The organism is Actinophytocola sediminis, from assembly GCF_054779715.1.
In genome coordinates this window covers 140,379-163,490 of the sequence record NZ_BAAGXS010000011.1, presented here as the reverse complement: position 1 = coordinate 163,490, position 23,112 = coordinate 140,379, and the positions used below count along the sequence as shown (strand labels likewise).

General features: G+C 69.8%; 29 protein-coding genes. 14 read left to right on the top strand and 15 right to left on the bottom strand.

Annotation, left to right across the window (positions count from 1 at the left end):
* Positions 1-8: 8 nt before the first annotated feature.
* The 4 genes from ACYVIP_RS07700 to ACYVIP_RS07685 all read right to left on the bottom strand — a co-directional run bounded on the left by ACYVIP_RS07700 (position 9) and on the right by ACYVIP_RS07685 (position 3,789).
* Positions 9-302: a DUF397 domain-containing protein gene (locus ACYVIP_RS07700; protein WP_460393534.1), complete on the bottom strand. Its 294-nt coding sequence runs from the start codon at positions 300-302 to the stop codon at positions 9-11.
* A gap of 67 nt (positions 303-369) precedes the next feature.
* Positions 370-1,383 (bottom strand): ketol-acid reductoisomerase, encoded by a 1,014-nt coding sequence (ilvC, locus tag ACYVIP_RS07695; RefSeq protein ID WP_460393532.1) that lies wholly within the window; start codon positions 1,381-1,383, stop codon positions 370-372.
* A 49-nt stretch (positions 1,384-1,432) separates the two neighbouring features.
* Positions 1,433-1,939, bottom strand: coding sequence for an acetolactate synthase small subunit (ilvN, locus tag ACYVIP_RS07690; RefSeq protein WP_460393530.1), 507 nt, complete (start codon positions 1,937-1,939; stop codon positions 1,433-1,435).
* 5 nt (positions 1,940-1,944) lie between these two features.
* Complete coding sequence (locus ACYVIP_RS07685; protein WP_460393528.1) at positions 1,945-3,789, bottom strand: acetolactate synthase large subunit; 1,845 nt, start codon at positions 3,787-3,789, stop codon at positions 1,945-1,947.
* 258 nt (positions 3,790-4,047) lie between these two features.
* On the opposite strand from ACYVIP_RS07685, the gene ACYVIP_RS07680 reads away from it, so the two are divergent.
* The gene (locus ACYVIP_RS07680; RefSeq protein ID WP_460393526.1) at positions 4,048-4,521 is read left to right on the top strand and encodes a PH domain-containing protein; all 474 of its coding nucleotides are present in this window, start codon (positions 4,048-4,050) and stop codon (positions 4,519-4,521) included.
* 12 nt (positions 4,522-4,533) lie between these two features.
* Complete coding sequence (ilvD, locus tag ACYVIP_RS07675; RefSeq protein ID WP_460393524.1) at positions 4,534-6,378, top strand: dihydroxy-acid dehydratase; 1,845 nt, start codon at positions 4,534-4,536, stop codon at positions 6,376-6,378.
* 1 nt (position 6,379) lies between these two features.
* Here the strand turns inward: ilvD and ACYVIP_RS07670 are convergent, their stop codons facing one another.
* The 4 genes from ACYVIP_RS07670 to ACYVIP_RS07655 all read right to left on the bottom strand — a co-directional run bounded on the left by ACYVIP_RS07670 (position 6,380) and on the right by ACYVIP_RS07655 (position 9,838).
* Positions 6,380-7,663, bottom strand: a complete 1,284-nt coding sequence (locus tag ACYVIP_RS07670) for a hypothetical protein (RefSeq protein ID WP_460393522.1) — start codon at positions 7,661-7,663, stop codon at positions 6,380-6,382.
* A gap of 155 nt (positions 7,664-7,818) precedes the next feature.
* The gene (locus ACYVIP_RS07665) at positions 7,819-8,796 is read right to left on the bottom strand and encodes a hypothetical protein (protein ID WP_460393520.1); all 978 of its coding nucleotides are present in this window, start codon (positions 8,794-8,796) and stop codon (positions 7,819-7,821) included.
* A gap of 1 nt (position 8,797) precedes the next feature.
* On the bottom strand, positions 8,798-9,178 hold the full coding sequence (locus ACYVIP_RS07660) for a hypothetical protein (protein ID WP_460393518.1): 381 nt from the start codon (positions 9,176-9,178) through the stop codon (positions 8,798-8,800).
* A gap of 36 nt (positions 9,179-9,214) precedes the next feature.
* A complete protein-coding gene (locus ACYVIP_RS07655) occupies positions 9,215-9,838 on the bottom strand; it encodes a hypothetical protein (protein ID WP_460393588.1) in 624 nt (207 codons plus the stop codon).
* 60 nt (positions 9,839-9,898) lie between these two features.
* On the opposite strand from ACYVIP_RS07655, the gene ACYVIP_RS07650 reads away from it, so the two are divergent.
* From ACYVIP_RS07650 to ACYVIP_RS07615, 8 genes are all read left to right on the top strand, one after another.
* Positions 9,899-9,988 (top strand): putative leader peptide, encoded by a 90-nt coding sequence (locus ACYVIP_RS07650; RefSeq protein ID WP_460393584.1) that lies wholly within the window; start codon positions 9,899-9,901, stop codon positions 9,986-9,988.
* A gap of 114 nt (positions 9,989-10,102) precedes the next feature.
* Positions 10,103-11,791: a nitrite/sulfite reductase gene (locus ACYVIP_RS07645; protein ID WP_460393516.1), complete on the top strand. Its 1,689-nt coding sequence runs from the start codon at positions 10,103-10,105 to the stop codon at positions 11,789-11,791.
* On the top strand, positions 11,788-11,958 hold the full coding sequence (locus ACYVIP_RS07640; RefSeq protein ID WP_460393514.1) for an Insertion element protein: 171 nt from the start codon (positions 11,788-11,790) through the stop codon (positions 11,956-11,958). Before ACYVIP_RS07645 ends, ACYVIP_RS07640 begins: the two co-directional genes overlap by 4 nt.
* The gene (locus ACYVIP_RS07635) at positions 11,955-12,659 is read left to right on the top strand and encodes a phosphoadenylyl-sulfate reductase (protein ID WP_460393512.1); all 705 of its coding nucleotides are present in this window, start codon (positions 11,955-11,957) and stop codon (positions 12,657-12,659) included. The genes ACYVIP_RS07640 and ACYVIP_RS07635 overlap by 4 nt, the downstream gene beginning before the upstream one ends.
* On the top strand, positions 12,656-13,579 hold the full coding sequence (cysD, locus tag ACYVIP_RS07630) for a sulfate adenylyltransferase subunit CysD (protein WP_460393510.1): 924 nt from the start codon (positions 12,656-12,658) through the stop codon (positions 13,577-13,579). Before ACYVIP_RS07635 ends, cysD begins: the two co-directional genes overlap by 4 nt.
* The gene (locus ACYVIP_RS07625) at positions 13,579-14,859 is read left to right on the top strand and encodes a sulfate adenylyltransferase subunit 1 (protein WP_460393508.1); all 1,281 of its coding nucleotides are present in this window, start codon (positions 13,579-13,581) and stop codon (positions 14,857-14,859) included. Before cysD ends, ACYVIP_RS07625 begins: the two co-directional genes overlap by 1 nt.
* Positions 14,860-15,612 (top strand): sirohydrochlorin chelatase, encoded by a 753-nt coding sequence (locus ACYVIP_RS07620; protein ID WP_460393506.1) that lies wholly within the window; start codon positions 14,860-14,862, stop codon positions 15,610-15,612.
* A 114-nt stretch (positions 15,613-15,726) separates the two neighbouring features.
* Complete coding sequence (locus ACYVIP_RS07615; protein ID WP_460393504.1) at positions 15,727-16,356, top strand: cyclase; 630 nt, start codon at positions 15,727-15,729, stop codon at positions 16,354-16,356.
* 110 nt (positions 16,357-16,466) lie between these two features.
* On the opposite strand, the gene ACYVIP_RS07610 is transcribed toward ACYVIP_RS07615, so the two are convergent.
* Positions 16,467-17,516 (bottom strand): aldo/keto reductase, encoded by a 1,050-nt coding sequence (locus tag ACYVIP_RS07610; RefSeq protein WP_460393502.1) that lies wholly within the window; start codon positions 17,514-17,516, stop codon positions 16,467-16,469.
* 59 nt (positions 17,517-17,575) lie between these two features.
* Here ACYVIP_RS07610 and ACYVIP_RS07605 point away from each other — a divergent pair, with 59 nt between their 5' ends.
* A complete protein-coding gene (locus tag ACYVIP_RS07605; protein ID WP_460393500.1) occupies positions 17,576-18,346 on the top strand; it encodes an enoyl-CoA hydratase-related protein in 771 nt (256 codons plus the stop codon).
* Position 18,347: 1 nt separating this feature from the next.
* Here ACYVIP_RS07605 and ACYVIP_RS07600 read toward each other — a convergent pair whose 3' ends face one another.
* From ACYVIP_RS07600 to ACYVIP_RS07590, 3 genes are read right to left on the bottom strand one after another with little or no spacing between them, the layout of a single operon-like run.
* Positions 18,348-18,632 carry a barstar family protein gene (locus tag ACYVIP_RS07600; RefSeq protein ID WP_460393498.1) on the bottom strand — a complete coding sequence of 95 codons (285 nt, stop codon included), beginning with the start codon at positions 18,630-18,632 and terminating at the stop codon, positions 18,348-18,350.
* Positions 18,629-19,021, bottom strand: a complete 393-nt coding sequence (locus tag ACYVIP_RS07595) for a guanyl-specific ribonuclease (protein WP_460393496.1) — start codon at positions 19,019-19,021, stop codon at positions 18,629-18,631. The genes ACYVIP_RS07600 and ACYVIP_RS07595 overlap by 4 nt, the downstream gene beginning before the upstream one ends.
* A 29-nt stretch (positions 19,022-19,050) precedes the next feature.
* Positions 19,051-19,344, bottom strand: coding sequence for a hypothetical protein (locus ACYVIP_RS07590; RefSeq protein ID WP_460393494.1), 294 nt, complete (start codon positions 19,342-19,344; stop codon positions 19,051-19,053).
* Between the two features lie 68 nt (positions 19,345-19,412).
* On the opposite strand from ACYVIP_RS07590, the gene ACYVIP_RS07585 reads away from it, so the two are divergent.
* Positions 19,413-20,378, top strand: a complete 966-nt coding sequence (locus tag ACYVIP_RS07585) for a zinc-binding dehydrogenase (protein ID WP_460393492.1) — start codon at positions 19,413-19,415, stop codon at positions 20,376-20,378.
* A gap of 6 nt (positions 20,379-20,384) precedes the next feature.
* Positions 20,385-20,819: an HD domain-containing protein gene (locus ACYVIP_RS07580; RefSeq protein ID WP_460393490.1), complete on the top strand. Its 435-nt coding sequence runs from the start codon at positions 20,385-20,387 to the stop codon at positions 20,817-20,819.
* Here the strand turns inward: ACYVIP_RS07580 and ACYVIP_RS07575 are convergent.
* The 3 genes from ACYVIP_RS07575 to ACYVIP_RS07565 form a co-directional block, all read right to left on the bottom strand.
* Positions 20,807-21,166: an MmcQ/YjbR family DNA-binding protein gene (locus ACYVIP_RS07575; RefSeq protein ID WP_460393488.1), complete on the bottom strand. Its 360-nt coding sequence runs from the start codon at positions 21,164-21,166 to the stop codon at positions 20,807-20,809. The two genes, ACYVIP_RS07580 and ACYVIP_RS07575, sit on opposite strands and share 13 nt — an antisense overlap.
* 10 nt (positions 21,167-21,176) lie before the next feature.
* Complete coding sequence (locus tag ACYVIP_RS07570; protein WP_460393486.1) at positions 21,177-21,749, bottom strand: Uma2 family endonuclease; 573 nt, start codon at positions 21,747-21,749, stop codon at positions 21,177-21,179.
* Positions 21,750-21,845: 96 nt separating this feature from the next.
* Positions 21,846-22,472, bottom strand: a complete 627-nt coding sequence (locus ACYVIP_RS07565) for a GNAT family N-acetyltransferase (protein ID WP_460393484.1) — start codon at positions 22,470-22,472, stop codon at positions 21,846-21,848.
* 70 nt (positions 22,473-22,542) lie between these two features.
* Between ACYVIP_RS07565 and ACYVIP_RS07560 the strand changes: the two genes are divergently transcribed.
* Positions 22,543-23,112, top strand: coding sequence for a TetR/AcrR family transcriptional regulator (locus ACYVIP_RS07560; RefSeq protein WP_460393482.1), 570 nt, complete (start codon positions 22,543-22,545; stop codon positions 23,110-23,112).

Below are 23,112 nucleotides of genomic sequence, written 5' to 3'. Positions count from 1 at the left end.
CCCGGGAATTACCAGGGCTCGTCGAACTCGCCCGCCTTGGCGCCTTCCACGAAGGCGTCCCACTCGGATTCGGTGAACACCAGCACGGTGTCCTCCGGACCGGTGTGTTTCGAGTTACGCATGGCGATATAGGTCTTGCCGTCGCTGTGCGGCACGAACGCGATCTCGACGTACTCGCCGTCGGGGTCGGCGTCCGGCTCGGCGGCCCGCTGCCATTCCGCGTTGGTCAGGTCCAGCTTGCCGCGGACGTGGGCCTTGTCGTCGTAGATGGGCGCGCTGGCCCGAGTCCCCTCATCACTCACAGCGACAAACCTACTCCCCGGCGTCGAGTCGGTGCGAAACGACGTGCCGACGCCGGGGAGTGTCGGCTCAGGCCGTCTCGGTGATCGGCCGGTCGACCCAGGACATCAGGCCGCGCAGCTTGCGGCCGACCTCCTCGATCGGGTGCTGTTCGCCGGCTGCCACCAGCTTGCCGAAGTTCGGCCGGTCGGCGTCGTCCTCGGCGATCCATTCCTTGGCGAAGTCGCCGTTCTGGATCTCCGCGAGAATCTTGCCCATCTCCGCGCGCACCGAGTCGGTGATCACCCGGGGACCGCGGGTGACATCGCCGTACTCCGCGGTGTCGGAGATCGAGTAGCGCATCCGCGCGATGCCGCCCTCGTACATCAGGTCGACGATCAGCTTCAGCTCGTGCAGGCACTCGAAGTAGGCGACCTCGGGCGTGTAGCCGGCGTTCACCAGCGTCTCGAAGCCCGCCTGTACCAACGCGGTGGTGCCGCCACAGAGCACGACCTGCTCGCCGAAGAGATCGGTCTCGGTCTCCTCCTTGAAGGTCGTCTTGATCACGCCGGCCCGGGAGCCGCCGATGCCCTTGGCGTAGGACAGCGCGAGCGCCTGCCCGCCGCCGGTCGGGTCCTGCTCCACCGCGATCAGGCAGGGCACGCCCTTGCCGTCGACGAACTGGCGGCGTACCAGGTGGCCGGGGCCCTTCGGTGCGACCATCGCTACGTCCACATTGGACGGTGGGGTGATCAGGCCGTAACGGATGTTGAAGCCGTGCCCGAAGAACAGCGCGTCGCCGTCGTTGAGGTTCGGCGCGATGTCCTCGGCGTAGATCTTGCGCTGCGTCGTGTCCGGCGCCAACACCATGATCACGTCGGCCCAGGCGGAGACCTCAGCCGGCGTGCCGACGGTCAGCCCCTCCTCCTCGGCCTTGGCACGCGACTTCGACGTCTCGAGCAGTCCGATCCGAACGTCCACACCGGAGTCGCGCAGCGAGAGCGCGTGCGCGTGCCCCTGGCTGCCGTAGCCGATCACCGCGACTTTGCGGCCCTGGATGATCGAGAGGTCCGCATCGTCGTCATAGAAGATCTCGACTGCCATAACTTCCTTCCCTGTGAACTAAGACTCTCAAAACCGGGGGGCGGTCCGGCTACCGCACGCCCGTCGCGGTGATGGAGCGTGGGCCGCGGCCGATGGCGACCATGCCGGACTGCACGCTCTCGCGCACGCCGTAGGGCTCCAGCATCCGCAGCAACGCCTCCAGCTTGTCCACGGTGCCGGTGGCCTCCACGGTCACCGCCTCCGGCGACACGTCGACCACCTTGGCGCGGAACAACTGCACGGTCTCCAGTACCTGGGTCCGCACGGTCGCGTCGGCCCGGACCTTCACCAGCAGCAGTTCCCGCTGGACCGAGACCCCCGGGTCCAACTCCACGATCTTGATGACGTTCACGAGCTTGTTGAGCTGCTTGGTCACCTGTTCGAGCGGTAGCTCGTCGACCGCGACCACGATCGTCATCCTGGACACGTCGGCATGTTCGGTCGGGCCGACGGCGAGGGACTCGATGTTGAAGCCCCTGCGGGAGAACAGGCCGGCGACCCTGGCCAGGACACCGGGCTTGTCCTCGACAAGAACCGAGAGGGTGTGGGTGCTCATCTGTTTCAGTCCTCGTCGAACAGTGGCCGGATGCCGTGCGCGGCCATGATCTCGTCGTTGCCGGTGCCGGCCGCGACCATGGGCCACACCTGCGCGTCCTTGCCGACCACGAAGTCGATCACGACCGGTCGGTCGTTGATCTCCATCGCCCGGTTGATCACCCGGTCGACGTCCTCTTTGGACTCACAGCGTAGCCCCGCGCAGCCGAGCGCCTCCGCGAGCAGGGTGAAGTCCGGGATCCGATGCTTGTGGGTGCCAAGATCGGTCTGTGAGTAGCGCTCGGAGTAGAAGAGGTTCTGCCACTGCCGGACCATGCCGAGGTTGCCGTTGTTGATCACCGCGACCTTGATCGGCGCGCCCTCGATCGCACAGGTGGCCAGCTCCTGGTTGGTCATCTGGAAGCAGCCGTCGCCGTCGATCGCCCACACCACCTTGTCCGGGTGGCCGAACTTGGCGCCCATCGCGGCGGGCACCGCGAAGCCCATCGTGCCGAGGCCGCCGGAGTTGATCCAGGTTGCCGGCTTCTCGTAGGAGACGAACTGGGCGGCCCACATCTGGTGCTGGCCGACGCCCGCGGTGTAGATCGCGTCCGGGCCGGCGATCTTGCCGATCCGCTCGATCACGTACTGCGGGGACAGCGCGCCGTCGCCCGGCCACTCGTAGCCGAGCGGGAACCGTTCGCGCAGGTCGTCGAGCTGGGACCACCACGGCGCCAGTTCGGTCTGCTGGTTGCCGGCGGTGTACTCGGCGCGCACCGCGGCGATCAGCTCGTTGATGATCTCCTTGCAGTCACCGACGATCGGCACGTCCGCGCGCCGGTTCTTGGAGATCTCGGCCGGGTCGATGTCGGCGTGCACCACCTGCGCGTCCTGGGCGAAGGAGGACAGCTGGCCGGTCACCCGGTCGTCGAACCGGGCACCCAGCGCGATCAGCAGGTCGGACTTCTGCATCGCGGCGACCGCGGCCACCGAGCCGTGCATGCCCGGCATGCCGCAGTGCTGGGGGTGGGAGTCGGGGAACGCGCCGCGGGCCATCAGCGTGGTGACCACGGGGATGCCGGTCAGCTCCGCCAGCACCCGCAGCTCGTCGGAGGCCGCCGCCTTGAGCACGCCGCCGCCGACGTAGAGCACCGGCCGGCGGGCGTTCACGATCAGCTTGGCCGCCTCGCGGACCTGCTTGCCGTGTGGCCGGGTGGTCGGCTTGTAGCCGGGCAGGCGCAGCTCCGGCGGCCAGGAGAACGAGGTGGCCTCCTGCAGCACGTCCTTCGGGATGTCCACGAGCACCGGGCCCGGCCGGCCGGTGGCCGCGAGGTGGAAGGCCTCGGCGATCGTCCTCGGGATGTCGACGGCATCGGTGACCAGGAAGTTGTGCTTGGTGATCGGCAGCGTGATGCCGCAGATGTCGGCTTCCTGGAAGGCGTCGGTGCCGATCAGCGCGCGGGTCTGCTGACCGGTGATCGCGACCACCGGCACCGAGTCCATGTTGGCGTCGGCCAGCGGCGTGACCAGGTTGGTCGCGCCGGGGCCGGAGGTCGCCATGCAGACGCCGACCTTGCCGGTGGCCTGCGCGTAGCCGGTGGCCGCGTGGCCGGCGCCCTGCTCGTGGCGGACCAGGACGTGGCGGACCTTGGTGGAGTCGAGCAGTGGGTCGTAGGCGGGCAGGATGGTGCCGCCCGGGATACCGAAGACGACCTCGACGCCTACCGCCTCGAGCGACCGGACGAGCGACTGGGCGCCGGTTACCCGGACGGGCGTGCCCGTCGGCGGCGCTGGCTTTGGTCTGGCACCTGGGGACCGCACCGGCCCCGGGGTCGCGGCGACCGGAGTGGGCCGCTGTGTCGCACTGGTCATCGGCTTCTGCCTCTGGTGTGTCGGTGTTGTCGCAGACTCGCTGGTTCAGACTCTCACGCATGAAAAAACCCCCGCCGACCGATCAGGTCGTACGAGGGTCGCGCGTTCGACGCAGCCTGGCTTCCTCAGCGTCGAACGCGCGTGGGAAGTACGAGACTGGTCTGCTGGGGCACGCCGGGAACGTTAGTGCTTTCGCAGTAGCCCGTCAACCCTGTGGGAATGTGTTCCCACCTGATGGGCAGTGGCAAGATGGGGCACGTGACCACCACAGAGCCGCAGACACCGTCCCGCCTCGTGTTTCGTACACCGGCGACCGCGGTGCTCGGCGCGCTGCTGTTCATCGTGACCGCGACCCCGTTCGCGGCCGCCGCGCCGTGGCTCGCGCTGGTGTACCTGGTGCCCGTCGCCGCCATCGTCGTCGTGCTGCGGCTGCGCACGACGGCCACGGCCGACGGCCTGGTCGCGCGCACCGTCTTCGCCCGCCACGAGCTGGCCTGGTCGGACATCCGCGCGCTGCGGGTGTCCGAGCGGTCCTGGGTGCGCGCGGTGCTGGTGAGCGGGAAGGAGCAGACGCTGCCGACCGTACGGACCCGGCACCTGCCCGTGATCTCCCTGATCAGCGGCGGCCGGCTGGACGACCCCAGCGCGGCGACCGCACCAGAACCCGCGGCCGAGCCCGAGCCCGCCGCTGAGCCACCGGCCGAGAAGGCCGCCCCCGCAGACGAGACCTGACTTGGAGGAGCCGTGCCAGAGCTCCGTTCCCGCATCACCACCCACGGCCGCAACGCCGCAGGCGCCAGGGCGCTGTGGCGGGCCACCGGCATGACCGACGGCGACTTCGGCAAGCCGATCGTGGCGATCGCCAACTCCTACACCCAGTTCGTGCCCGGGCACGTACACCTGCGTGACCTCGGCGACATCGTGGCCGACGCGGTGAAGGCGGCCGGCGGCACGGCACGGGAGTTCCACACCATCGCGGTCGACGACGGGATCGCGATGGGCCACGGCGGGATGCTGTACTCGCTGCCCTCGCGGGAGATCATCGCCGACAGCGTCGAGTACATGGTCAACGGGCACGCCGCGGACGCGCTGGTGTGCATCTCCAACTGCGACAAGATCACCCCGGGGATGCTCAACGCCGCGATGCGGCTCAACATCCCGACGGTGTTCGTCTCCGGCGGGCCGATGGAGGCCGGCAAGGCGGTGGTGGTCGACGGCGTGACGCACCCGTCGTCGGACCTGATCACCGCGATCGCCGCGTCCGCCAACGACAAGGTCGACGAGCTCGGGCTGTCGGCGGTGGAGCAGTCTGCCTGCCCGACCTGCGGCTCGTGTTCGGGCATGTTCACCGCGAACTCGATGAACTGCCTGACCGAGGCGCTGGGCCTGGCGCTGCCGGGCAACGGCTCCACGCTGGCGACCCACGAGTTCCGGCGGGACCTGTTCGCCAGGGCCGGCACCACGGTGATGGAGCTGGCGCGCCGCTGGTACGCCGAGGACGACGCCTCGGTGCTGCCCCGCTCGATCGCCACCAGGGACGCGTTCGTCAACGCGATGGCGCTGGACATGGCGATGGGCGGGTCGACGAACACCGTGCTACACATCCTGGCCGCGGCCCGCGAGGGCGAGGTGGACTTCGACCTGGCCGAGATCGACGCGATCAGCAGGCGGGTGCCGTGCCTGTCGAAGGTCTCCCCCAACTCGAACTACCACATGGAGGACGTGCACCGGGCCGGTGGCATCCCGGCGCTGCTCGGTGAACTGTGGCGCGCGGGGTTGCTGAACGAGGAGGTCGGCAGCATCCACAGCCCGTCGCTGGCGAGCTGGCTGTCCACATGGGACATCCGCGCCGAGTCGCCGGCACCGGAGGCGGTGGAGCTGTTCCACGCCGCGCCGGGCGGGGTGCGGACCACGAAGGCGTTCTCCACGGCCAACCGTTGGTCCACGTTGGACACCGACGCGACGGACGGCTGCATTCGGGACGCGCGGCACGCCTACACCGCGGAGGGCGGGTTGGCCGTGCTGCACGGCAACCTGGCCGAGAACGGCTCGGTGATCAAGGCGGCGGGGATCGAGGAGGAGCTGTTCCACTTCGAGGGACCGGCCAGGGTGGTGGAGAGCCAGGAGCAGGCGGTGTCGGCGATCCTGGGCAAGGAGATCCAGCCGGGCGAGGTGCTCGTGGTGCGCTACGAGGGTCCGGCTGGCGGCCCCGGCATGCAGGAGATGCTGCACCCGACGGCGTTCCTGAAGGGAGCGGGCCTCGGCCAGAAGTGCGCACTGATCACCGACGGCCGGTTCTCCGGTGGCACGTCGGGGTTGTCGATCGGCCACATCTCGCCGGAGGCGGCGGGCGGCGGCACGATCGGGTTGGTGGAGAACGGCGACCGCATCCTGATCGACGTACACGAGCGGCGGCTCGAGCTGTTGGTCGCGCCGGAGGTACTTGCCGACCGGCGGGCGAAGATGGAGTCCAGTGAGCGGCCGTGGCAGCCAAGGGACCGACAGCGGCCGGTGACCGCCGCGCTGCGCGCGTACGCGCGGCTGGCCACCGACGCTTCGCAGGGCGCGGTCCGCGACCCGGGTCGTTGATTCAGGGGAAGTAGGTCGTGAGCACGTCGGCGAGTGCGGCCTCGGCCTTCTTGTCGGTGCCTGGCGGCAGTGGAGTGCCGGACTCGATCAACGGCCCGGTGCTGACGGTGAGTTCCACCGCGCCATCGCCGTCGACGGTGTCCGAAGTCGACACCGTGTAGGCAAGGGAGTTGGGCTCACTGGTCGCGAGGAGGCCGGGGTGGTCGGCGACGGTGACCTCCCGGTCGCCGGGGTCGCCACCAACCAGACCACCGCGCGCGCTGAACGTGACCACGATCGTGCGCTCGGGCTCGACGAAATGACAGTCGCGGTCAGCGTCCGACACTGCTACCGGCCGCAGACGTTCGCCGAAGTGCTTGCGCACGATGTCGGCAGACGCGGCGCACATGACCTGGGCATTGTAGGCATTCGCCAGGTCCTCAGGGACGGGAACCTCGCGGTAGGGCGCGCAGTCTCCCGCGTTGGACTCGCTCCCGAGGTAGGCACAGTCGCCAGGGTATGGACTGTCCGGTTCGTCCGGGGCGTACAGCAGCGGGTGCTGCGGTGTCCCACCAGACGGTGGCGGCTGCGCGAGAACGCCGATGACTGACTCGGCAAGCTCGGTCGAGTAGTCACAGCTCATCGAGAACACTCGCACCGGGTAGTCCGGCGTCTGCGCGAAGCGCGAGGGAAATGGCCGCTGACGCCAGTAGGCATCGCAGCCGTCGTCGTCCTCGTAGACCGCTATTTCGGTGCCCGCGACGGTGACGACCCGGGGTTCTCCTGGGGGAGGCAGGGAGCTGGAGAACGAGAGGGTCGCCCGCTGCTTCTTTTCCTCGGCCAGGTACATGCAGTCGGCCAACTCCCCGCCCACCAGCTTGGACTGGTCCGGATCGGGTTCGAGCACCTCGGCGAGGGCGGCGCACCCGTCCCACCGCGGGTCAACCCGTGCCGCTCGCTGGTCGTTGAGCACCGCGACGGCGGCGGCCACCAACTCGGTGACAGTTCGGCAGGGCGTCGACTGGGAGAACTGGATCGCCCAGCCAAAACTGACCGGCAGGTACACCGTGCAGCTGTCGTGGTCTTCGCGAACGTAGGCCTTCGCGCCGCCGATGGCTCGAATCGGCAGGTTCACCCGTTCCAGGTGGCCGAAGATGAGAATCTTCGCGGTGAGCAGGTCTGGCGTCCCATACAACGTGCACATCAACGGTTCCGACGCGCCTGGCTCCGCCGCGGGGAAGGCCGGTGTCGCGGACATCGCCGCCTCAAGCACCGCACACAGATCGACCCGGCGCAACGCCTCCATGACCGCCTCACGGTCCCGATCCTGAGGCCGTTGCGGTTCCGGTGGGCGTGGCGAACTGGACGATGTGGGCGGGTCACCCGGATCGTTCGACGGAGACGTGCATCCGGCAAGACCCACCGCGGCGACCACGACGACGAGCGTGATCATTCGCGCGATCATCCGTAGACCTCCAGGAACGACCTGATTTCCCGATCATCGCGGAAACGTTGCAGCAGACCGGTGATCGCCCGATCCAACTGGGCGATCTCGTCTGTCCCAGCGGTGAGGATCTGCGCCTGCTGGTGCATGTACGACTCCACCAGATCCCGCCACCAGTAGCCACCGACGGAATCCTTTCTCATTTCCAGCAAATCACCGGCGGCGTCGGTGAAGAGCCCCGACCAGACCGAAGCCGCTGCCGCGGTGAGGACCAATCCGCCGGCCGTCCCGAACGTGACCGCGGCCGTCGCGATGCCGGCGAGTATGGCCGCGTCGAAGTCGATCGAGAACTCACTCTCCGGTTTCGAGCTGAACTTGTCCTCAAACGCCTTCACCAGACCCGCCGCGGCCTCGTCAAGACTGTCTCGAACACCCTTGACGATCACGGCGTACTTGGGAACGACCGCGTGCAGTTCCTTGACCAGTTTGTTGACCTGGTCCGCGACCGCCTTCAGCCGGAGAAGAAACATGAACGCGGCGTCCGCCGCCTCACCGGTCCAACCGATGGTGGGAAACAAGTCGACCAACATCTGGATTCCGCTGTCGCCGATCCACCAGATGTTGTCCAGCACCGTGGCGGCAAGGGCCAGCGGACTGCCTGCTCTCTCGACCTGTGGGTTGGCGACCGCGGCCATACCATGCAGGAACTGCCAGGGCTGGTACCCGGCGATCACCGACTCGAACGGTAACTGAGCGTCCGGCGGTAAAGTGCCGGGCTGGTCGTTGATCTGGGCGACCGGGCCCGGTTCCTCCTGCTTCCGGCCGCCCGGGTGGAAAACCGTCCTGTCGTACCCGTGCTCCTCCGGGTGCAACAACCACTCGACCCAGGACGTGAGACGCTCGGCATTGCCGCGCAGCCTCGAATCCTCGCTGATCTTCGCTTTGTCGAGAAATGCACTGTCTCTTGGCGTATCGCTCCTGTCCGGCGGCGCCACGTCATCGCCCGTCCGGAGTACGGTCGTCGAGCAGGTCGTCGAACACGCCGGCTCGCTCGCCGTCTACCTGTAAATAAAGGTCGCGCGTCTCGCCGAAGGCCGTTTTCATGTGGGTGAACTGCGCGCCGACTGCCACGTGCAGTCTGTGCAGAGACTCGAACGCCGTGGCGAGATTGCCGAGCATCGCCCCGCTCGCGTTCGTGAAATCAACGGGGGGACCGACTGCGCCCAGTTCCTTCGGCAAGCCGAGTAGGTCCTGGTTTTCCCTCAGCTGCACCTCGTTCAGTTGGCTGACGATCGTCGCGTAGTTGTCCGCGATCTCCGCCACCTTGGTCTGGAACTCCGTGAGTTTGTCGGGCTGTACAGCGAATCCTGCTGCCATGATGTTCACTCCCCCACTCGTACCCGAACGTGTTCGCTACGACACGTACCGCAGAGTAGCAAGTGGGGCCGCGTACTCGGGGGCGTTCGCACGGACTCCAAACTCCTTGCCCAGACGGGGAAGTTGGCGCCGGCATGGAGACATCGGGCGGCGCGACCGCTGTCCAGTTACGCCTGCTGAGCCGCCGGTACGTCGTCGGGTCCTCGTCGCGGCGCATCTTGGCGGTAACTTCCTTGCCGCACCGGACATTCTGGCCAGTTCGGCGCCGCTGGGACTGTGGCTGTTCGGTGCGGCCGCGCCCGGCTGCTCTGGTACTACCTGCACGCCGCCGCCGCGCGTGCGGACGACGCGCTCGCCGCCAGTGAACGGGCCCGGCGCTCGGCCGCGATCGCGGTCGCCCGCCGGGCCGACGAGCGCGAACATCTCGCGGTCCTGCACGACACCGCGGCCGCCACCCTGTTCGAGGTCGGCACCCGGATGGTCGACGGCACCGAGCCCTGGCTGGTCGAGCTGGTTCGCCTGCGAGTCCAAGGAGATCGACCGGGTCCGCATCCGGTACGCCAACGCGGGCCGCCCGGCGTCCACGAAGGCCGCGCTGGTCGCCAGGGCCATCCAGGACGGCCTGGTCAACCTCGACGAGCTGCGAGTGACGTCGGTCACTATTTCTCACGATGCGGATGCCTGTGGACCAACAGGTGGACTCGTGGCACGCTGACTGACATGTCAGCAGCGACCGAAGTTCTCCTTGTGGCCAGGCGCCACGTGGACTTCGTTCGTGTCTCCAGCGCGATGTGCCGACGCGTCGGATAGCCCGCGTCGCCATTTGTCGTCTCAGCCGGCGCCGGGTGCGCCGAGACTGACTCCCGCGCTTTCACGGGTTTCGCCGGAGTGCCCGACCGCCAAGAATCATCGGAGGACGGACGGGTGTCATCTCCCACCACACCGCGCAAAGCCCCGGCCAAACGCCCCCGGCGCGGCGAGGGGCAGTGGGCGCTTGGCTACCGCGAGCCCCTCAACCCCAACGAGCGCAGCAAGAAGGACGACAACCCGCTCAACGTGCGGGAGCGGATCGAGAACATCTACGCGCACACCGGGTTCGCCGGCATCGACCCGGCCGACCTGCGCGGCCGCTTCCGGTGGTACGGCCTGTACACCCAGCGCAAGCCCGGCATCGACGGCGGCCGCACCGCCACGCTCGAGCCGGAGGACCTCGACGACGAGTACTTCATGCTGCGGGTGCGCATCGACGGCGGCGCGGTCACCACCGAACAGCTCGCGGTGCTCGGCGAGGTGTCCCAGACCTACGCCCGCGACACCGCCGACATCACCGACCGGCAGAACATCCAGTACCACTGGATCCGCGTCGAGGACATGCCCGCGGTGTGGGCCAAGCTCGAGGCCGTCGACCTGACCACCATGGAGGCCTGCGGCGACAGCCCGAGGGTGATCCTTGGCTCACCGGTCGCCGGCATCGCCAGGGACGAGGTCCTCGACGCCACCCCGGCCATCGACGAGATCAAGCGCCGCTACATCGGTGACCCGTCGTTCTCGAACCTGCCGCGCAAGTTCAAGACCGCGGTCTCCGGCCAGCCGGACGTGGCCCACGAGGTGCATGACGTCGCGTTCGTCGGCGTGCACCACCCCGAGCACGGGCCGGGTTTCGACGTCTGGGTCGGCGGCGGGCTGTCCACCAACCCGATGATCGGCCAGCGTCTCGGCGCCTGGGTGCCGCGCGACGAGGTCGCCGACGTGTGGGCGGGCGTGATCAGCGTCTTCCGCGATTACGGCTACCGCAGGCTGCGCAGCCGCGCCCGGCTGAAGTTCCTGGTGAAGGACTGGGGCGCGGCGCGGTTCCGCGAGGTGTTGGAGACCGAGTACCTCAAGCGCACGCTCGTCGACGGCCCGGCGCCCGAGGTGCCCGAGCAGCCGATCGACCACGTCGGCGTGCACCAGCAGCGCGACGGCCGCTACTACGTCGGCGCCGCGCCGATCGCCGGCCGGGTCTCCGGGTCGACGCTGGTCGCGGTGGCCAAGGCGGCCGAGCGGGTCGGCTCGAACCGTGTCCGGTTCACCCCGCAGCAGAAGCTGGTCGTGCTGGACGTGCCGGCGGCCGAGATCGGCGGGCTGAGCACCGAGTTGGCGCGGCTCGGCCTGCGGACCGACCCCTCGCCGTGGCGGCGCGGGGTGATGGCCTGCACCGGCATCGAGTTCTGCAAGCTCGCGATCGTCGAGACCAAGGCCAAGGCGGTGGAGCTGGTCACCGAGCTGGAGGAGCGGCTCGCCGACATCACCGGCGAGGTGACCGCGCCGGTCACCGTGCACATCAACGGCTGCCCCAACTCGTGCGCGCGCATCCAGACCGCCGACATCGGGCTCAAGGGCCAGATCGTCACCAACGCCGACGGCGAGCAGGTCGAGGGTTTCCAGGTGCACCTTGGCGGCGGGCTCGGCCTGGACGCGGGGTTCGGCCGCAAGGTGCGCGGCCACAAGGTCACCAGCGCGGACCTGTCCGGCTACGTCGAGCGGGTGGTGCGCAACTTCGTCGCCGGCCGCGAGCCAGACGAGCGGTTCGCCCAGTGGGCGGGCCGGGCCGACGAGGCGGACCTGACATGACCGAGCGCGCGACCCCGTTCTACTGCCCCTACTGCGGCGACGAGGACCTGCGGCCGGAGGAGGAGCCGCACGCCGCCTGGCTGTGCACCGGCTGCCGCCGGGTGTTCACCGTGAAGTTCGTCGGCCTGAAACTCGGCACGGAGCCCGTGGAGGCGAGCACCACATGAGAACCACCACCAGAACCAGCGAGGAACTGCGCGCGGTCGCCGAGCGCGCGGCCGTGGACCTGGCCGACGCCACCGCGGCCGAGGCACTCGCCTGGACCGCCGAGGAGTTCGGCGCGAACTGGATCGTCGCGTCGAACATGCAGGACGCGGTGCTGATCGACCTCGCGGTGCGCGCCCGGCCCGGGATCGACGTGCTGTTCCTGGAGACCGGCTACCACTTCGCCGAGACCATCGGCACCCGGGACGCGGTCGCGCTGACCTACCCGGACATCCGGATCGTGAACGCCGCGGCCGAGCAGTCGGTCGCCGACCAGGAGGCCGAGTTCGGCCTGCTGAACCAGACCGACCCGAGCAAGTGCTGTTTCCTGCGCAAGGTCGTGCCGCTGCGCGCGACGCTGACCAACTACGACGCGTGGGTCACCGGCGTCCGCCGGGTCGACGCGCCGACCAGGGCGAACACGCCGGTCGTGCAGTGGGACGAGCGCAACGGGCTGGTGAAGGTCAACCCGATCGCGCCGTGGTCGGACGAGGAGTTCTCGGCCTACATCCAGGCCAACGGGATCCTGGAGAACCCGTTGGTCGGTGCGGGTTACCTGTCGATCGGCTGCGCGCCGTGCACCGCGAAACCGTTACCGGGCAGCGATGCCCGCAGCGGCCGCTGGGCCGGCCAGGCCAAGACCGAATGTGGGTTGCACGGATGACCGCGACAGTCGACAAGGCGCCGCCGGGAACCCTGGATGCCCTGGGGCGCCTGGAGTCCGAGGCGCTGCACATCATGCGCGAGGTCGCCGGGGAGTTCGACCGGCCGGTGATCCTGTTCTCCGGCGGCAAGGACTCGACCCTGCTGCTGCACCTCGCGGTGAAGGCGTTCTGGCCGGCGCCGGTACCGTTCCCACTGTTGCATGTGGACACCGGGCACAACTTCGACGAGGTGATCGAGTTCCGCGACCGCGTGGTCGCCGCCCACGGGCTGCGGCTGGTGGTCGCGCACGTGCAGGACTGGATCGACGACGGCCGGCTGGCCGACCGCCCGGACGGCACCCGCAACCCGCTGCAGACCGTGCCGCTGCTGGACACCATCACCGCCAACCGGTTCGACGCGGTGTTCGGCGGCGGCCGGCGCGACGAGGAGCGCGCGCGGGCCAAGGAGCGGATCTTCAGCCTGCGCAACGCGTTCGGCCAGTGGGAGCCGCGCCGGCAGCGGCCGGAGCTGTGGAACCTGTACAACGGCCGGCACCGCCCCGGCGAGCACGTGCGGGTGTTCCCGCTGTCCAACTGGACCGAGCTGGACGTGTGGCGCTACATCCGGCGCGAGGGCATCGAGCTGCCGTCGATCTACTATGCGCACGAGCGCGACGTGTACTCCCGCGACGGCATGTGGCTGACCGAGGGCCCGTGGGGTGGTCCACGCGCCAGCGAGACCGTGGTACGCAAGACGATCCGCTACCGCACGGTCGGCGACGGGTCGTGCACCGGCGCGGTCGAGTCCCTGGCGACCACGCTGGACGAGGTGATCGACGAGGTCGGCGCGAGCAGGCTCACCGAGCGCGGGGCCACCCGGGCCGACGACCGGCTGTCCGAGGCCGCCATGGAGGACCGCAAGCGCGAGGGTTACTTCTGATGCCGGGCGATCTGCTCCGGCTGGCGACCGCCGGTTCGGTCGATGACGGCAAGTCGACGCTGGTCGGCAGACTGCTCTACGACACCAAGTCCGTGCTCGCCGACCAGCTGGACGCGGTCCACCGCGCCAGCGTCGACAAAGGACTGTCCACTCCGGACCTGTCGCTGCTGGTGGACGGGCTGCGCTCGGAACGCGAGCAGGGCATCACGATCGACGTCGCCTACCGGTACTTCGCCACCCCGAAGCGGACCTTCGTGCTGGCCGACACCCCGGGACACGTGCAGTACACCCGCAACACGGTGACCGGCGCGTCCACCGCACAACTGGCGATCCTGCTGGTCGACGCGCGCAAGGGCGTGGTCGAGCAGACCCGCCGGCACGCCGCGGTGCTCGCCCTGCTCGGGGTGCCCCGGCTGGTGCTCGCGGTGAACAAGATCGACCTGGTGGACTACGACCAGGCCACGTTCGACGTGATCGCCAAGGAGTTCGGCACGCACGCCGCCGCGCTCGGCTACGCCGCCGGCAGTGTGACCACGATCCCGGTGTCCGCGCTGGTCGGCGACAACGTGGTGGATCCGTCGCCACACACCCCCTGGTACACCGGCCAGACGCTGCTCGACCACCTGGAGACGGTGCCGGTCGAACTGGACCCGCACGAGGCGCCGTTCCGGTTCCCGGTGCAGTACGTGATCCGCCCGCGCACGTCCGAGCACCCGGACTACCGCGGCTATGCCGGCCAGGTCGCGGCGGGCAGCGTCCGCCCCGGCGACGAGGTCGTCGTCCTGCCGGCCGGGGCGCGCACCACGGTCAGCCGCATCGACACCGCGGACGGCGCGCTCGACGAGGCGACCGCCGGCATGTCGGTGACGCTGCTGCTCGCCGACGACCTCGACATCGCCCGCGGCGACCTGGTGGCCGGCGCGGCGGCGCCGCCGGTGGTCACCGACGAGATCGCCGCGACGCTGGCGTGGCTGGCCGACAAGCCGCTGCGGCCGGGCGCGCGGGTGCTGGTGAAACACGGCGCCCGCACGGTGGCGGCCATCGTCGAGGTACTGCGCACCCGCTTCGACGAGCAACGACTGTCCACAACCGACGACCCGGAGTCGTTGTCGCTCAACGAGATCGGCCAGGTGACGCTGCGCACGGCGGAGCCGGTCCCGGTCGACGACTACCGCACCCACGGCAGCACGGGCGCGTTCCTGGTGATCGACCCGGCGGAGGGCAACACGCTGGCCGCCGGACTGGTCGGCGCGCCGCTGCCGTTGCTCGGCGGGGTGTAGATGGCTCCGCCACTGGTCGCGGTCGCCCACGGCAGTCGGGACCCACGCAGCGCGGCGACCGTGTCCGCGCTGGTCGACCTGGTGCGCGCGCGGCAGCCGGGGGTGGAGGTGCGGACCGCGTTCCTCGACCTGTCCGCGCCGCGCCTGCCCGACGTGCTGGCCGCGCTGTACGGCGCCGGCCACCGCGACGTGGTGGTCGTGCCCCTGTTGCTCGGCACGGCCTTCCACGCCAGGGTCGATCTGCCGTCGATGATCGCCGAGACGACCGCGCGGCTGCCCCGGCTGTCGGTGTCGGTGTCCGGCGTGCTCGGTCCCGACCACCGGCTGCCCGCGCTGGCCCACCGCCGCCTGCTCGACGCCGGCGCCGAGGTTGGCGACGACGGGCTCGGCGTGATCCTGGCCGGTGCCGGCTCGTCGCACGCCCCGGCCAACGCCGCAGTGGCCAGGGTGGCGCGGGAGTGGGCGGGCCAGCACGGCTGGGCCGGCGTGGTCGCCGCGTTCGCCAGTGCCGCCCGGCCGGACGTGCCGACCGCCGCGGCGATCCTGCGGGCGGCCGGCGCCCGGCGGATCGCGGTGGCGTCCTGGTTCCTGGCGCCGGGCAGACTGCCGGACCGGGTAACGAATCTCGCCAGGGAAACCGACCCGCGCGCCGTGCTCGCGGCACCCCTCGGTCCGGACCCGACCCTGGCTGACCTCGTCCTTGACCGGTACCAGGAGGCCGCCGCCGTTCGGGCGGATCTCCGTTACGCCTGACGGTCGTGTCCGATCGGCAAACGGGAATGCTTGACGGTGATCGCTACTCGGGAGTAGGCAGGGAAGTGGTTCCGGAACCTCTTGCCCTGCAACGCAACTCCTGAGGTGAGGACAATGAAGTCTGCCCTGTCGAGGGCCGCGATCGGTGTGTTCGCCACCGCGGCCGCAGTTCTGGCGCTTGCCCAACCAGCATCCGCCGCAGCGTTCGACATCGTCTACGACTGCCAAGCCGACACTCCGCTCGGCGCGGAGAACCTCACGTTGAACCAGGCGGTGGACGCGACCGCCCCGGCCACCGTGGCGGCCGGCCAGCCGCTGGACGTCGTGGTCGACCCCGGCCCCAACCAAGTGCCGTCCGAGGCCGCCGGCTATGAGATCAAGGAGGTCCACAGCTTCACGTTGAAGGTGCCGGTGCCATCCAACGCGACGCTGGACAGCGTCGAGCTGACCGGCGGCGCCGGCCTCGGCCCGAACCCGCCGACGTGGTCGGAGGACGCCGGCGTTGTCACCGTGGCCTTCGCCGGCCCGATCGCCGGTGGTGCGTCCTTCGAACTGCCGACGGTGACCGCGCACCTGACCGCGGGCGCCTCCGGCACGATCGACTCGTCGTTGTACGGCACCAGCTACGACGACGCCGGGCTGAACTTCACCGCGGTGGTGTCCACCTTCATCGGTGACATCTCCGCACCGACGTCCTGTTTCCCCAACCCGAACCCGACACTGACCTCGACCGCGATCGCGTGACCTGACCAGCGCGGCGCCGGTCACCCGGCCGGCGCCGCGCCTGGCCAACCGTCCTGAATGACTCATTCAGGACGTTGAACGTCGCCAATGCCTCATTCAGGGCATCGCGGCTAGGCCGCCGCGCGGTCGGCCAGCGGCCGCCGTCGGCGCGTCGCGTCCACAATGGATGGTGGCTGCCACGCGCCGTCGGCGCGGTAGAGATCGGTGCCCGGCGGGACGATCTCGTCGATTCGATCCAGCGTGGCGTCGTCGAGGAGGCGCTCGGCGCCGCCCAGCGCCGAGGTCAGCTGCTCGAGCGTGCGCGGGCCGATGATGACCGAGGTCACGCCGGGATGCGCCGCGCTGAACGCGACCGCCAGCTCGGGCAGCGGCGCGCCGAGTTCGTCAGCCAGCTCCGTGAGCCGCGCCAACGCGACGAACTTGGCCGCGTTGTGCGGCAACGACTCGTCGAACCGCTCCGGCAGCAGTCGCGCGCGGCCGCTGGTGAGGTCGACCGGCTGCCCCCGACGGACCCTGCCGGACAGGAACCCCGCCGCCAGCGGGCTCCACACCAGCACCCCGGTCCCCAACCGCTGACAGGCCGGCAGCACCTCTCGCTCGATTCCCCTGGCCAGCAACGAGTACGGCGGCTGCTCGGTACGGAACCGGTAGAGGCCGCGGTCGCGGGCGACGTGGTGGGCCTCGACGAGATCCGACGCCGGGAACGTGGAGCTGCCGAACGCGCGGATCTTGCCCTGCCGGACCAGATCCGTCAGCGCGCCAAGGGTTTCCTCGATGTCGGTGGTGTGGTCCGGCCGGTGGATCTGGTACAGGTCGATCCAGTCGGTGTCCAACCGGCGCAGGCTGTCCTCGACCGCGCGCGTGATCCAGCGCCGCGAGTTGCCGCCGCGGTTGGGCCCCTCGCTGAGCGGGAAGTGCCCCTTCGTGGCGAGCACGACGTCGTCGCGCCTGCCCTTGAGTGCCTTGCCGACGATCACCTCCGACTCGCCGGTCGAGTACATGTCGGCGGTGTCCACGAAGTTGATCCCCGCGTCCAGCGCGGTGTGCACGATCTTGACGCAGTCATCGTGGTCGGGGTTGCCGACCGAGCCGAACATCATGGTGCCAAGACAGTGGACGCTGACCTCGATGCCGGTTCCACCCAGAGTTCGATAGCGCATGCGGGGAACGTAGGTGCTGGAGCGGACTCCAGGTCAAGCGACGCGTTAGGGTCGCCGGCATGGCTGAGCTGGTGCACTACACGACGGGCCGGGGCGTCGCGACGATCACGCTCGACTCCCCGCACAACCGCAACGCGCTGTCCGCGCGGCTGCGTCGCGAGCTACGCGACCACCTGACCACCGCGGCCGCCGACAACGCGGTGCGGGTGATCGTGCTCGACCACACCGGGCCGGTGTTCTGCGCCGGCATGGACCTCAAGGAGGCCGGCACGACCGGTTCGGCCACCGATGGGGTCAACGAGTTCCCAGAGATCCTGACCCAGCTGTGGACCAGCGCGAAACCGGTGGTGGCCAAGCTCGCCGGGCCGGCGCGCGCCGGTGGAGTCGGTATGGTCGCGGCCGCCGACATCGCGATCGCCGCGGACACCGCCACCTTCGCCTTCACCGAGGTCCGGCTGGGCCTGGTGCCGGCGGTGATCTCGGTGACCGTGCTGCCTCGGCTGCTGCCACGCGCCGCGCACGAGCTGTTCCTGACCGGGGAGACCATCGACGCCACCCGCGCGACCCAGATCGGGCTGCTGAACGCCGCGGTCCCGGCCGACCGGCTGGACGACGAGGTGACCCGCTACACCGGCATGCTCACCCTCGGTGGCCCGACCGCGTTGGCGGCGACCAAACAGCTGTTGCGCCGGACCCGCGCCGCCGACCTGGCCACCGACTTCGCCGACATGCTCGACCTGTCCTCGGGTTTCTTCGCCGGCGCGGAAGGCCAGGAGGGCATCGCGGCGTTCGCGCAGAAGCGGGCGGCGTCCTGGGTGCCGACCGAGTAGCTCAGGCCGCCACCAGCTCCACCAGGAACCGGCCCGGCCTGCTCGCCGCCAGCAACACGTCCCGGATCGCGCGGTCGGCCTTCGGGTCGGCCGCGGCGAGCACCTCGGGGGCCGACCACACCAGCACGTGCTCGCCGTCGGGCAGCCAGGACAGATCACTGAGGCAGTCGGCGAGCGCGTCGAGGTTGTGGCCGAACCAGTCCGGGAACGACAGCGCGGCGGCCACCGCGGTCATGAACTCGGCCTTGGACCGGATCCGGGTGCCGTCGAGGTGGTGGTCGGTCATCGCCGAGGGTCCACGCTGACGAAGGACTGGTAGTGGTCGCCGGTGTAGTACAGCTCGCCGTCGCCGCCGGTCACCAGCCGGCGCGCGCCGCGGTCCCGCTGGCCGGGGGTGTCCACGGTGTACTCACGGTAGTAGGCCGACTCCGCTTCGGGGAGGAGTCGCTCGCGGTTGCCGAACACCGTGCCATCCTCCTCGTGCGGGAACGGGCCACCCCGCTCGATCAGCCGCCAGGTGCCGCCGGCCTCGTCCGGGAGTTCGGACAGCGCCCGCACGGGCAGATCCTGGGTGGTGGGCGCGTCGTCGGTGAGGGTGTCCTGGACGAACCAGCCACCGAGAACCAGGACGACCAGCCCGATCAGGGCGTAGGTGATGCGGCGTGAGGACCCCACGCGACCAGCCTAGGGAGTCGCCGGTGCGCCTATGCGGCGGGCACCCGCCGGTGTGTCGTGTCCTGGCCTGACTCGGCGCTGTTCTCGTCCTCGGCACCGGAGTCGGTCGCGTCCGGCTCGACCACCGGCTGAGTCGTGCCGATCGGCGGATCCTCGGCCCGGGACGGGCCGAACAGGGCGGCGGCGTGGTCGACGATCCGGTCGATCAGCCAGGCCACCACCAGCACCACCGGCAATACCACGGCCAGCACGATGGCGAACTGGAACGGGAATGCCAGGCCGGCCATCCACAGCTCGACCCCGTTCCACCAGTCCGACAGCATGCCTTCAAGAGTAGACCTAGGCCACTCCACCGGTCCCCAGGCCGGTGAAAGTCGGTAGGTTGCAGAGCATGTTCGCTGTGTATGCCGCCGAGCCGAGCCCGGACCAGCCGCTGGACGCCCTGCGCGTCGGCGAGCGACCGGAGCCCGAGGTCGCCGACGGCTGGGTCGCCGTCACGGTGCGGGCGGCCAGCCTGAACATGCACGACCTGTGGACGCTGCGCGGTGTGGGCATCAAACCCGACCAGTTCCCGATGATCCTCGGCTGCGACGGCGCCGGGGTGCTGGCCGGCGGCGAGCCGGTGGTGGTGCACGGGGTGCTCGGCGACGCGTCGGTCCACGGCGACGAGACCCTCGACCCGAAGCGCACCCTGCTCACCGAGAAGTACCAGGGCACCTTCGCCGACACCGTTGTCGTGCCGGCCCGCAACGTGCTGCCCAAGCCGGACGGGCTGTCGTTCAGCGAGGCGGCATGCATGGGCACCGCGTGGCTCACCGCGTACCGGATGCTGTTCACCAGGTCGGGACTGCGGCCGGGGCAGACGATGCTCGTGCAGGGCGCCTCCGGTGGCGTGGCCACCGCGTTGGTGACGCTGGGCAAGGCCGCCGGCATGCGGGTGTTGGTCACCGGGCGCACCGAGGAGAAACGCGCGTTGGCACAGCGGCTCGGCGCGCACGAGACGTTCGAGTCGGGCGCGCGGCTGCCGGCGCGCGTGGACGCCGTGTTCGAGACCGTCGGCAAGGCGACCTGGGCGCACTCGATGCGCTCGGTGAAGCCGGGCGGCACGATCGTGGTCTCCGGCTCCACCAGCGGCCCCGACCCGAGCGCGGACCTGCAGCGGTTGTTCTTCATGCAGATCCGGGTGGTCGGTTCGATGATGGGCACTCGCGACGAGTTGGCCGGGCTGCTCGAGTTCTGTCAGCTGACCGGGATCCGGCCGCAGATCGGCACCGAGCTGCCCATGGCGGACGCGGCCAAGGGGTTCAGCCAGATGCTTGCCGGCGACACCGCCGGGAAGATCGTCTTCACACGGTGAGGTCGCATGCGCACATTCACGCTGGATGACGCCATCCAGCTCGCCCGTCGTGCCCACGAGGGGCAGCTGGACAAGTCGGGACGGCCCTACATCGCCCACACGCTGCGGGTGATGGGCTCGGTGTCCGGCGACCACGAACGGATGGCGGCCGTGCTGCACGACGTGGTCGAGGACACCGGGGTGACGCTGGCCGACCTGACCGCGGCCGGCTGCCCGGTCGAGGTGGTGGCGGCGGTCGCGGCCGTCAGCAAACAGCCGGGCGAGCAGGCGGCGGACTATCTGGCGAGAGTGAAGGCCAACCCGATCGCGTTGGCGGTCAAACGCGCGGACATCGCGGACAACATGTCGCCGGACCGGATGAGCAGACTGGACGTCGGCACCCAGGAACGGCTGCGCACCAAGTACGAGGCGGCGTTGCGCGAGCTGGCTCAGCCGGCCTGAGCATCCAGCCGGGCGACGAGTGTGCGCGGCGCCACCGTGCGGTAGGCCTCGGTGACGATCTCGCCGATCTCGACCCAGTCGACCGCGACGTCGAGGTACACCCCGAGCCAGCCGCGATGCCCGACGTAGGGCGGGCGGAAGAACCGCTCCTGGTCGGTGGCGACCATCTCCTCCTGGACGCCCGGCGGCGCCGCGCACCAGAACGCGAGCCGGTCGTCGTGATGGTGGTTGGCGTAGCTGACGAAGGCCCGGCGCACGAACCAGGTCGGCTCGCCATGGCTGAGCCTCTCGGTGGCCTCGGGCAGCGCGAGGCACAGCGCACGCAGTCGGGACAGCGGGTCGGCCATACCGCAGAACCTAGGTCGCCAGCCGGCCAAGCAGCTCGGCGGGCACGATCCGCACCGGGAACGGTTGCCGCGCCTCGAACACGTTGGCACCCTTGACCACGGCCGTCTTCCGGTAGATGCCGTTCTCGTTGAGCTCGTACACGACCAGTGTCGGGTCCTTGGGGTCGAGCATCCAGTAGCTCGGCACGCCGAGGCGCTGGTAGGCGGCCCGCTTGTTGTTCAGGTCGTTGAGCACGCTGCTCGGTGAGAACACCTCGACGGCCAACACGGGCGCGACCGGCAGCAACTTGTCGGTGAAGTCCTCGTCCCGCCCGACCAGGACGTCGGGCTGCAGCTCCGTGTTCGGCGATGCACGCACCGCGAACGGCGCGGTCAGGACCTCCAGGTCGACCGGACACGCCTGAGCCAACGTCATCGCGAGCCTGAGTACGGCACGCTGGTGGCGCCTGCCTGGTACCGGACTCACGAACAGCATCCCGTCGATGAGCTCGTACCGGTTGCCGTCATCCGGCATCGCCGCCAGATCGTCCACGGTGAACGGGCGTCCGTGGGCGAGCTGAACCGAACCGGATTCCGCTGTCATGGTTCCCACCGTGCCCCCCTTTCTGTCCAGCGCCAACCCAACCATGGGTCACCGACAGCACACGAATCGTTGCCAGCCGGACAACCGGGATCGCCGCTAGCCGGCCGCGGGGCGCCACATCGGTTGCAGCCGTGGACCGTCGGGCAGCTGGATCGGGTCGCCGAGGTCGGCGAACCCGACTCGCTGGTACAGCTTCCGGTTCCGGGGCGAGCTGGCCTCCAGGTAGGCCGGCATGCCGTCCTCGTCCAGCCGCCGCAGCTGCTCGCCAAGCAGCGTGCCTCCGATGCCCTGCCCGCGCCGGTCCTGGTCGACCACGATGTTCAGCAGGTACCAGTAGGCGCCCGCCGGCAGTCGCTCGCCGGTGAGGGCGATCAGCAGCTTCATCCGGTCGGCGTACTCGCCGTAGGTGTGCTCGATGAACTGGGCGCCCTGCGGGTCCTGCAGGCCCGGCGTGCCCTGGGCGCGGTCGATCCGCTCCCAGAGCGAGATCCCCAGCACCGCGCCGGACTCGGCGATCAGCAGTTCTCCGGAGTGCAGCACGCTCTCCAGGTAGGCCACCGTCGGCTCCGGCCCGGCGCCGACGGTGAGCCGCCGCCGCGCGTCCTCGTCGTCGATCACCCAGCTCAGTACGGAGTCGTGCAGGTTGGCCGTCAGGTAGGCCGTCGCCACCGCCGTCAGCTCGGCCCGCTCCGGCCGGCGGACCGTGATCCGGTCATTCGTCATGATCTGGATCGTACGTACGTCAAAATTCGGGCGCAATACGTACGTACGTCAAAATGCTAGGCTCGCCAGCGTGAGCCAACGCGACGCCCTGCTGGCCGGTGCCCGGAAATGCCTGGTCGAGAAGGGCTACCACCGCACGACCGCCCGCGACATCGCCGCGGCGGCCGAATCCCATCTGGCCTCGATCGGCTACCACTTCGGGTCCAAGGACGCGTTGATGAACCTCGCCGCGCTGCAGGCGCAGGACGAGTGGGGCGACCTGATCGTCGCCGCGGTCCGGGCCGCGGACCGGGCCGATCCGGCCCAGCGGCTGCGGATCGCCCTCGACGAGCTCTTCACGTCACTGCCCCGGCACCGCGAACTCCTGCTGGCCAGCGTGCAGGCCTACGCCCAGGCCGAGTTCACCGGCGAGATCCGCGACGCGCTGCGCGACGCCACCCGGATCGCCAGGGCCGAACTGGCCGCCATGTCACTCGGCCGGGACGTCACCGACATCGACCAGGAGACCGCGGACACCGTCGGCGCGGTGGTCCACTCACTGGTGGTCGGCTTCGCGATGCAGTCGCTGATCGCGCCCGAGACGCTGCCGAGCGGCGCACAGGCCAGCGCGGCACTGCGGGAACTGGTGGCCGAGCGCTGA

Coding starts and splice junctions, on each gene's coding strand:
- ilvC (WP_460393532.1), bottom strand. CDS start 1,383: ATGGCAGTCGAGATCTTCTATGACGACGATGCGGACCTCTCGATCATC.
- ilvN (WP_460393530.1), bottom strand. CDS start 1,939: ATGAGCACCCACACCCTCTCGGTTCTTGTCGAGGACAAGCCCGGTGTC.
- ACYVIP_RS07685 (WP_460393528.1), bottom strand. CDS start 3,789: ATGACCAGTGCGACACAGCGGCCCACTCCGGTCGCCGCGACCCCGGGG.
- ACYVIP_RS07670 (WP_460393522.1), bottom strand. CDS start 7,663: ATGGAGGCGTTGCGCCGGGTCGATCTGTGTGCGGTGCTTGAGGCGGCG.
- ACYVIP_RS07660 (WP_460393518.1), bottom strand. CDS start 9,178: ATGGCAGCAGGATTCGCTGTACAGCCCGACAAACTCACGGAGTTCCAG.
- ACYVIP_RS07650 (WP_460393584.1), top strand. CDS start 9,899: ATGTCAGCAGCGACCGAAGTTCTCCTTGTGGCCAGGCGCCACGTGGAC.
- ACYVIP_RS07640 (WP_460393514.1), top strand. CDS start 11,788: ATGACCGAGCGCGCGACCCCGTTCTACTGCCCCTACTGCGGCGACGAG.
- ACYVIP_RS07635 (WP_460393512.1), top strand. CDS start 11,955: ATGAGAACCACCACCAGAACCAGCGAGGAACTGCGCGCGGTCGCCGAG.
- cysD (WP_460393510.1), top strand. CDS start 12,656: ATGACCGCGACAGTCGACAAGGCGCCGCCGGGAACCCTGGATGCCCTG.
- ACYVIP_RS07625 (WP_460393508.1), top strand. CDS start 13,579: ATGCCGGGCGATCTGCTCCGGCTGGCGACCGCCGGTTCGGTCGATGAC.
- ACYVIP_RS07620 (WP_460393506.1), top strand. CDS start 14,860: ATGGCTCCGCCACTGGTCGCGGTCGCCCACGGCAGTCGGGACCCACGC.
- ACYVIP_RS07615 (WP_460393504.1), top strand. CDS start 15,727: ATGAAGTCTGCCCTGTCGAGGGCCGCGATCGGTGTGTTCGCCACCGCG.
- ACYVIP_RS07610 (WP_460393502.1), bottom strand. CDS start 17,516: ATGCGCTATCGAACTCTGGGTGGAACCGGCATCGAGGTCAGCGTCCAC.
- ACYVIP_RS07605 (WP_460393500.1), top strand. CDS start 17,576: ATGGCTGAGCTGGTGCACTACACGACGGGCCGGGGCGTCGCGACGATC.
- ACYVIP_RS07600 (WP_460393498.1), bottom strand. CDS start 18,632: ATGACCGACCACCACCTCGACGGCACCCGGATCCGGTCCAAGGCCGAG.
- ACYVIP_RS07590 (WP_460393494.1), bottom strand. CDS start 19,344: ATGCTGTCGGACTGGTGGAACGGGGTCGAGCTGTGGATGGCCGGCCTG.
- ACYVIP_RS07585 (WP_460393492.1), top strand. CDS start 19,413: ATGTTCGCTGTGTATGCCGCCGAGCCGAGCCCGGACCAGCCGCTGGAC.
- ACYVIP_RS07580 (WP_460393490.1), top strand. CDS start 20,385: ATGCGCACATTCACGCTGGATGACGCCATCCAGCTCGCCCGTCGTGCC.
- ACYVIP_RS07575 (WP_460393488.1), bottom strand. CDS start 21,166: ATGGCCGACCCGCTGTCCCGACTGCGTGCGCTGTGCCTCGCGCTGCCC.
- ACYVIP_RS07570 (WP_460393486.1), bottom strand. CDS start 21,749: ATGACAGCGGAATCCGGTTCGGTTCAGCTCGCCCACGGACGCCCGTTC.
- ACYVIP_RS07565 (WP_460393484.1), bottom strand. CDS start 22,472: ATGACGAATGACCGGATCACGGTCCGCCGGCCGGAGCGGGCCGAGCTG.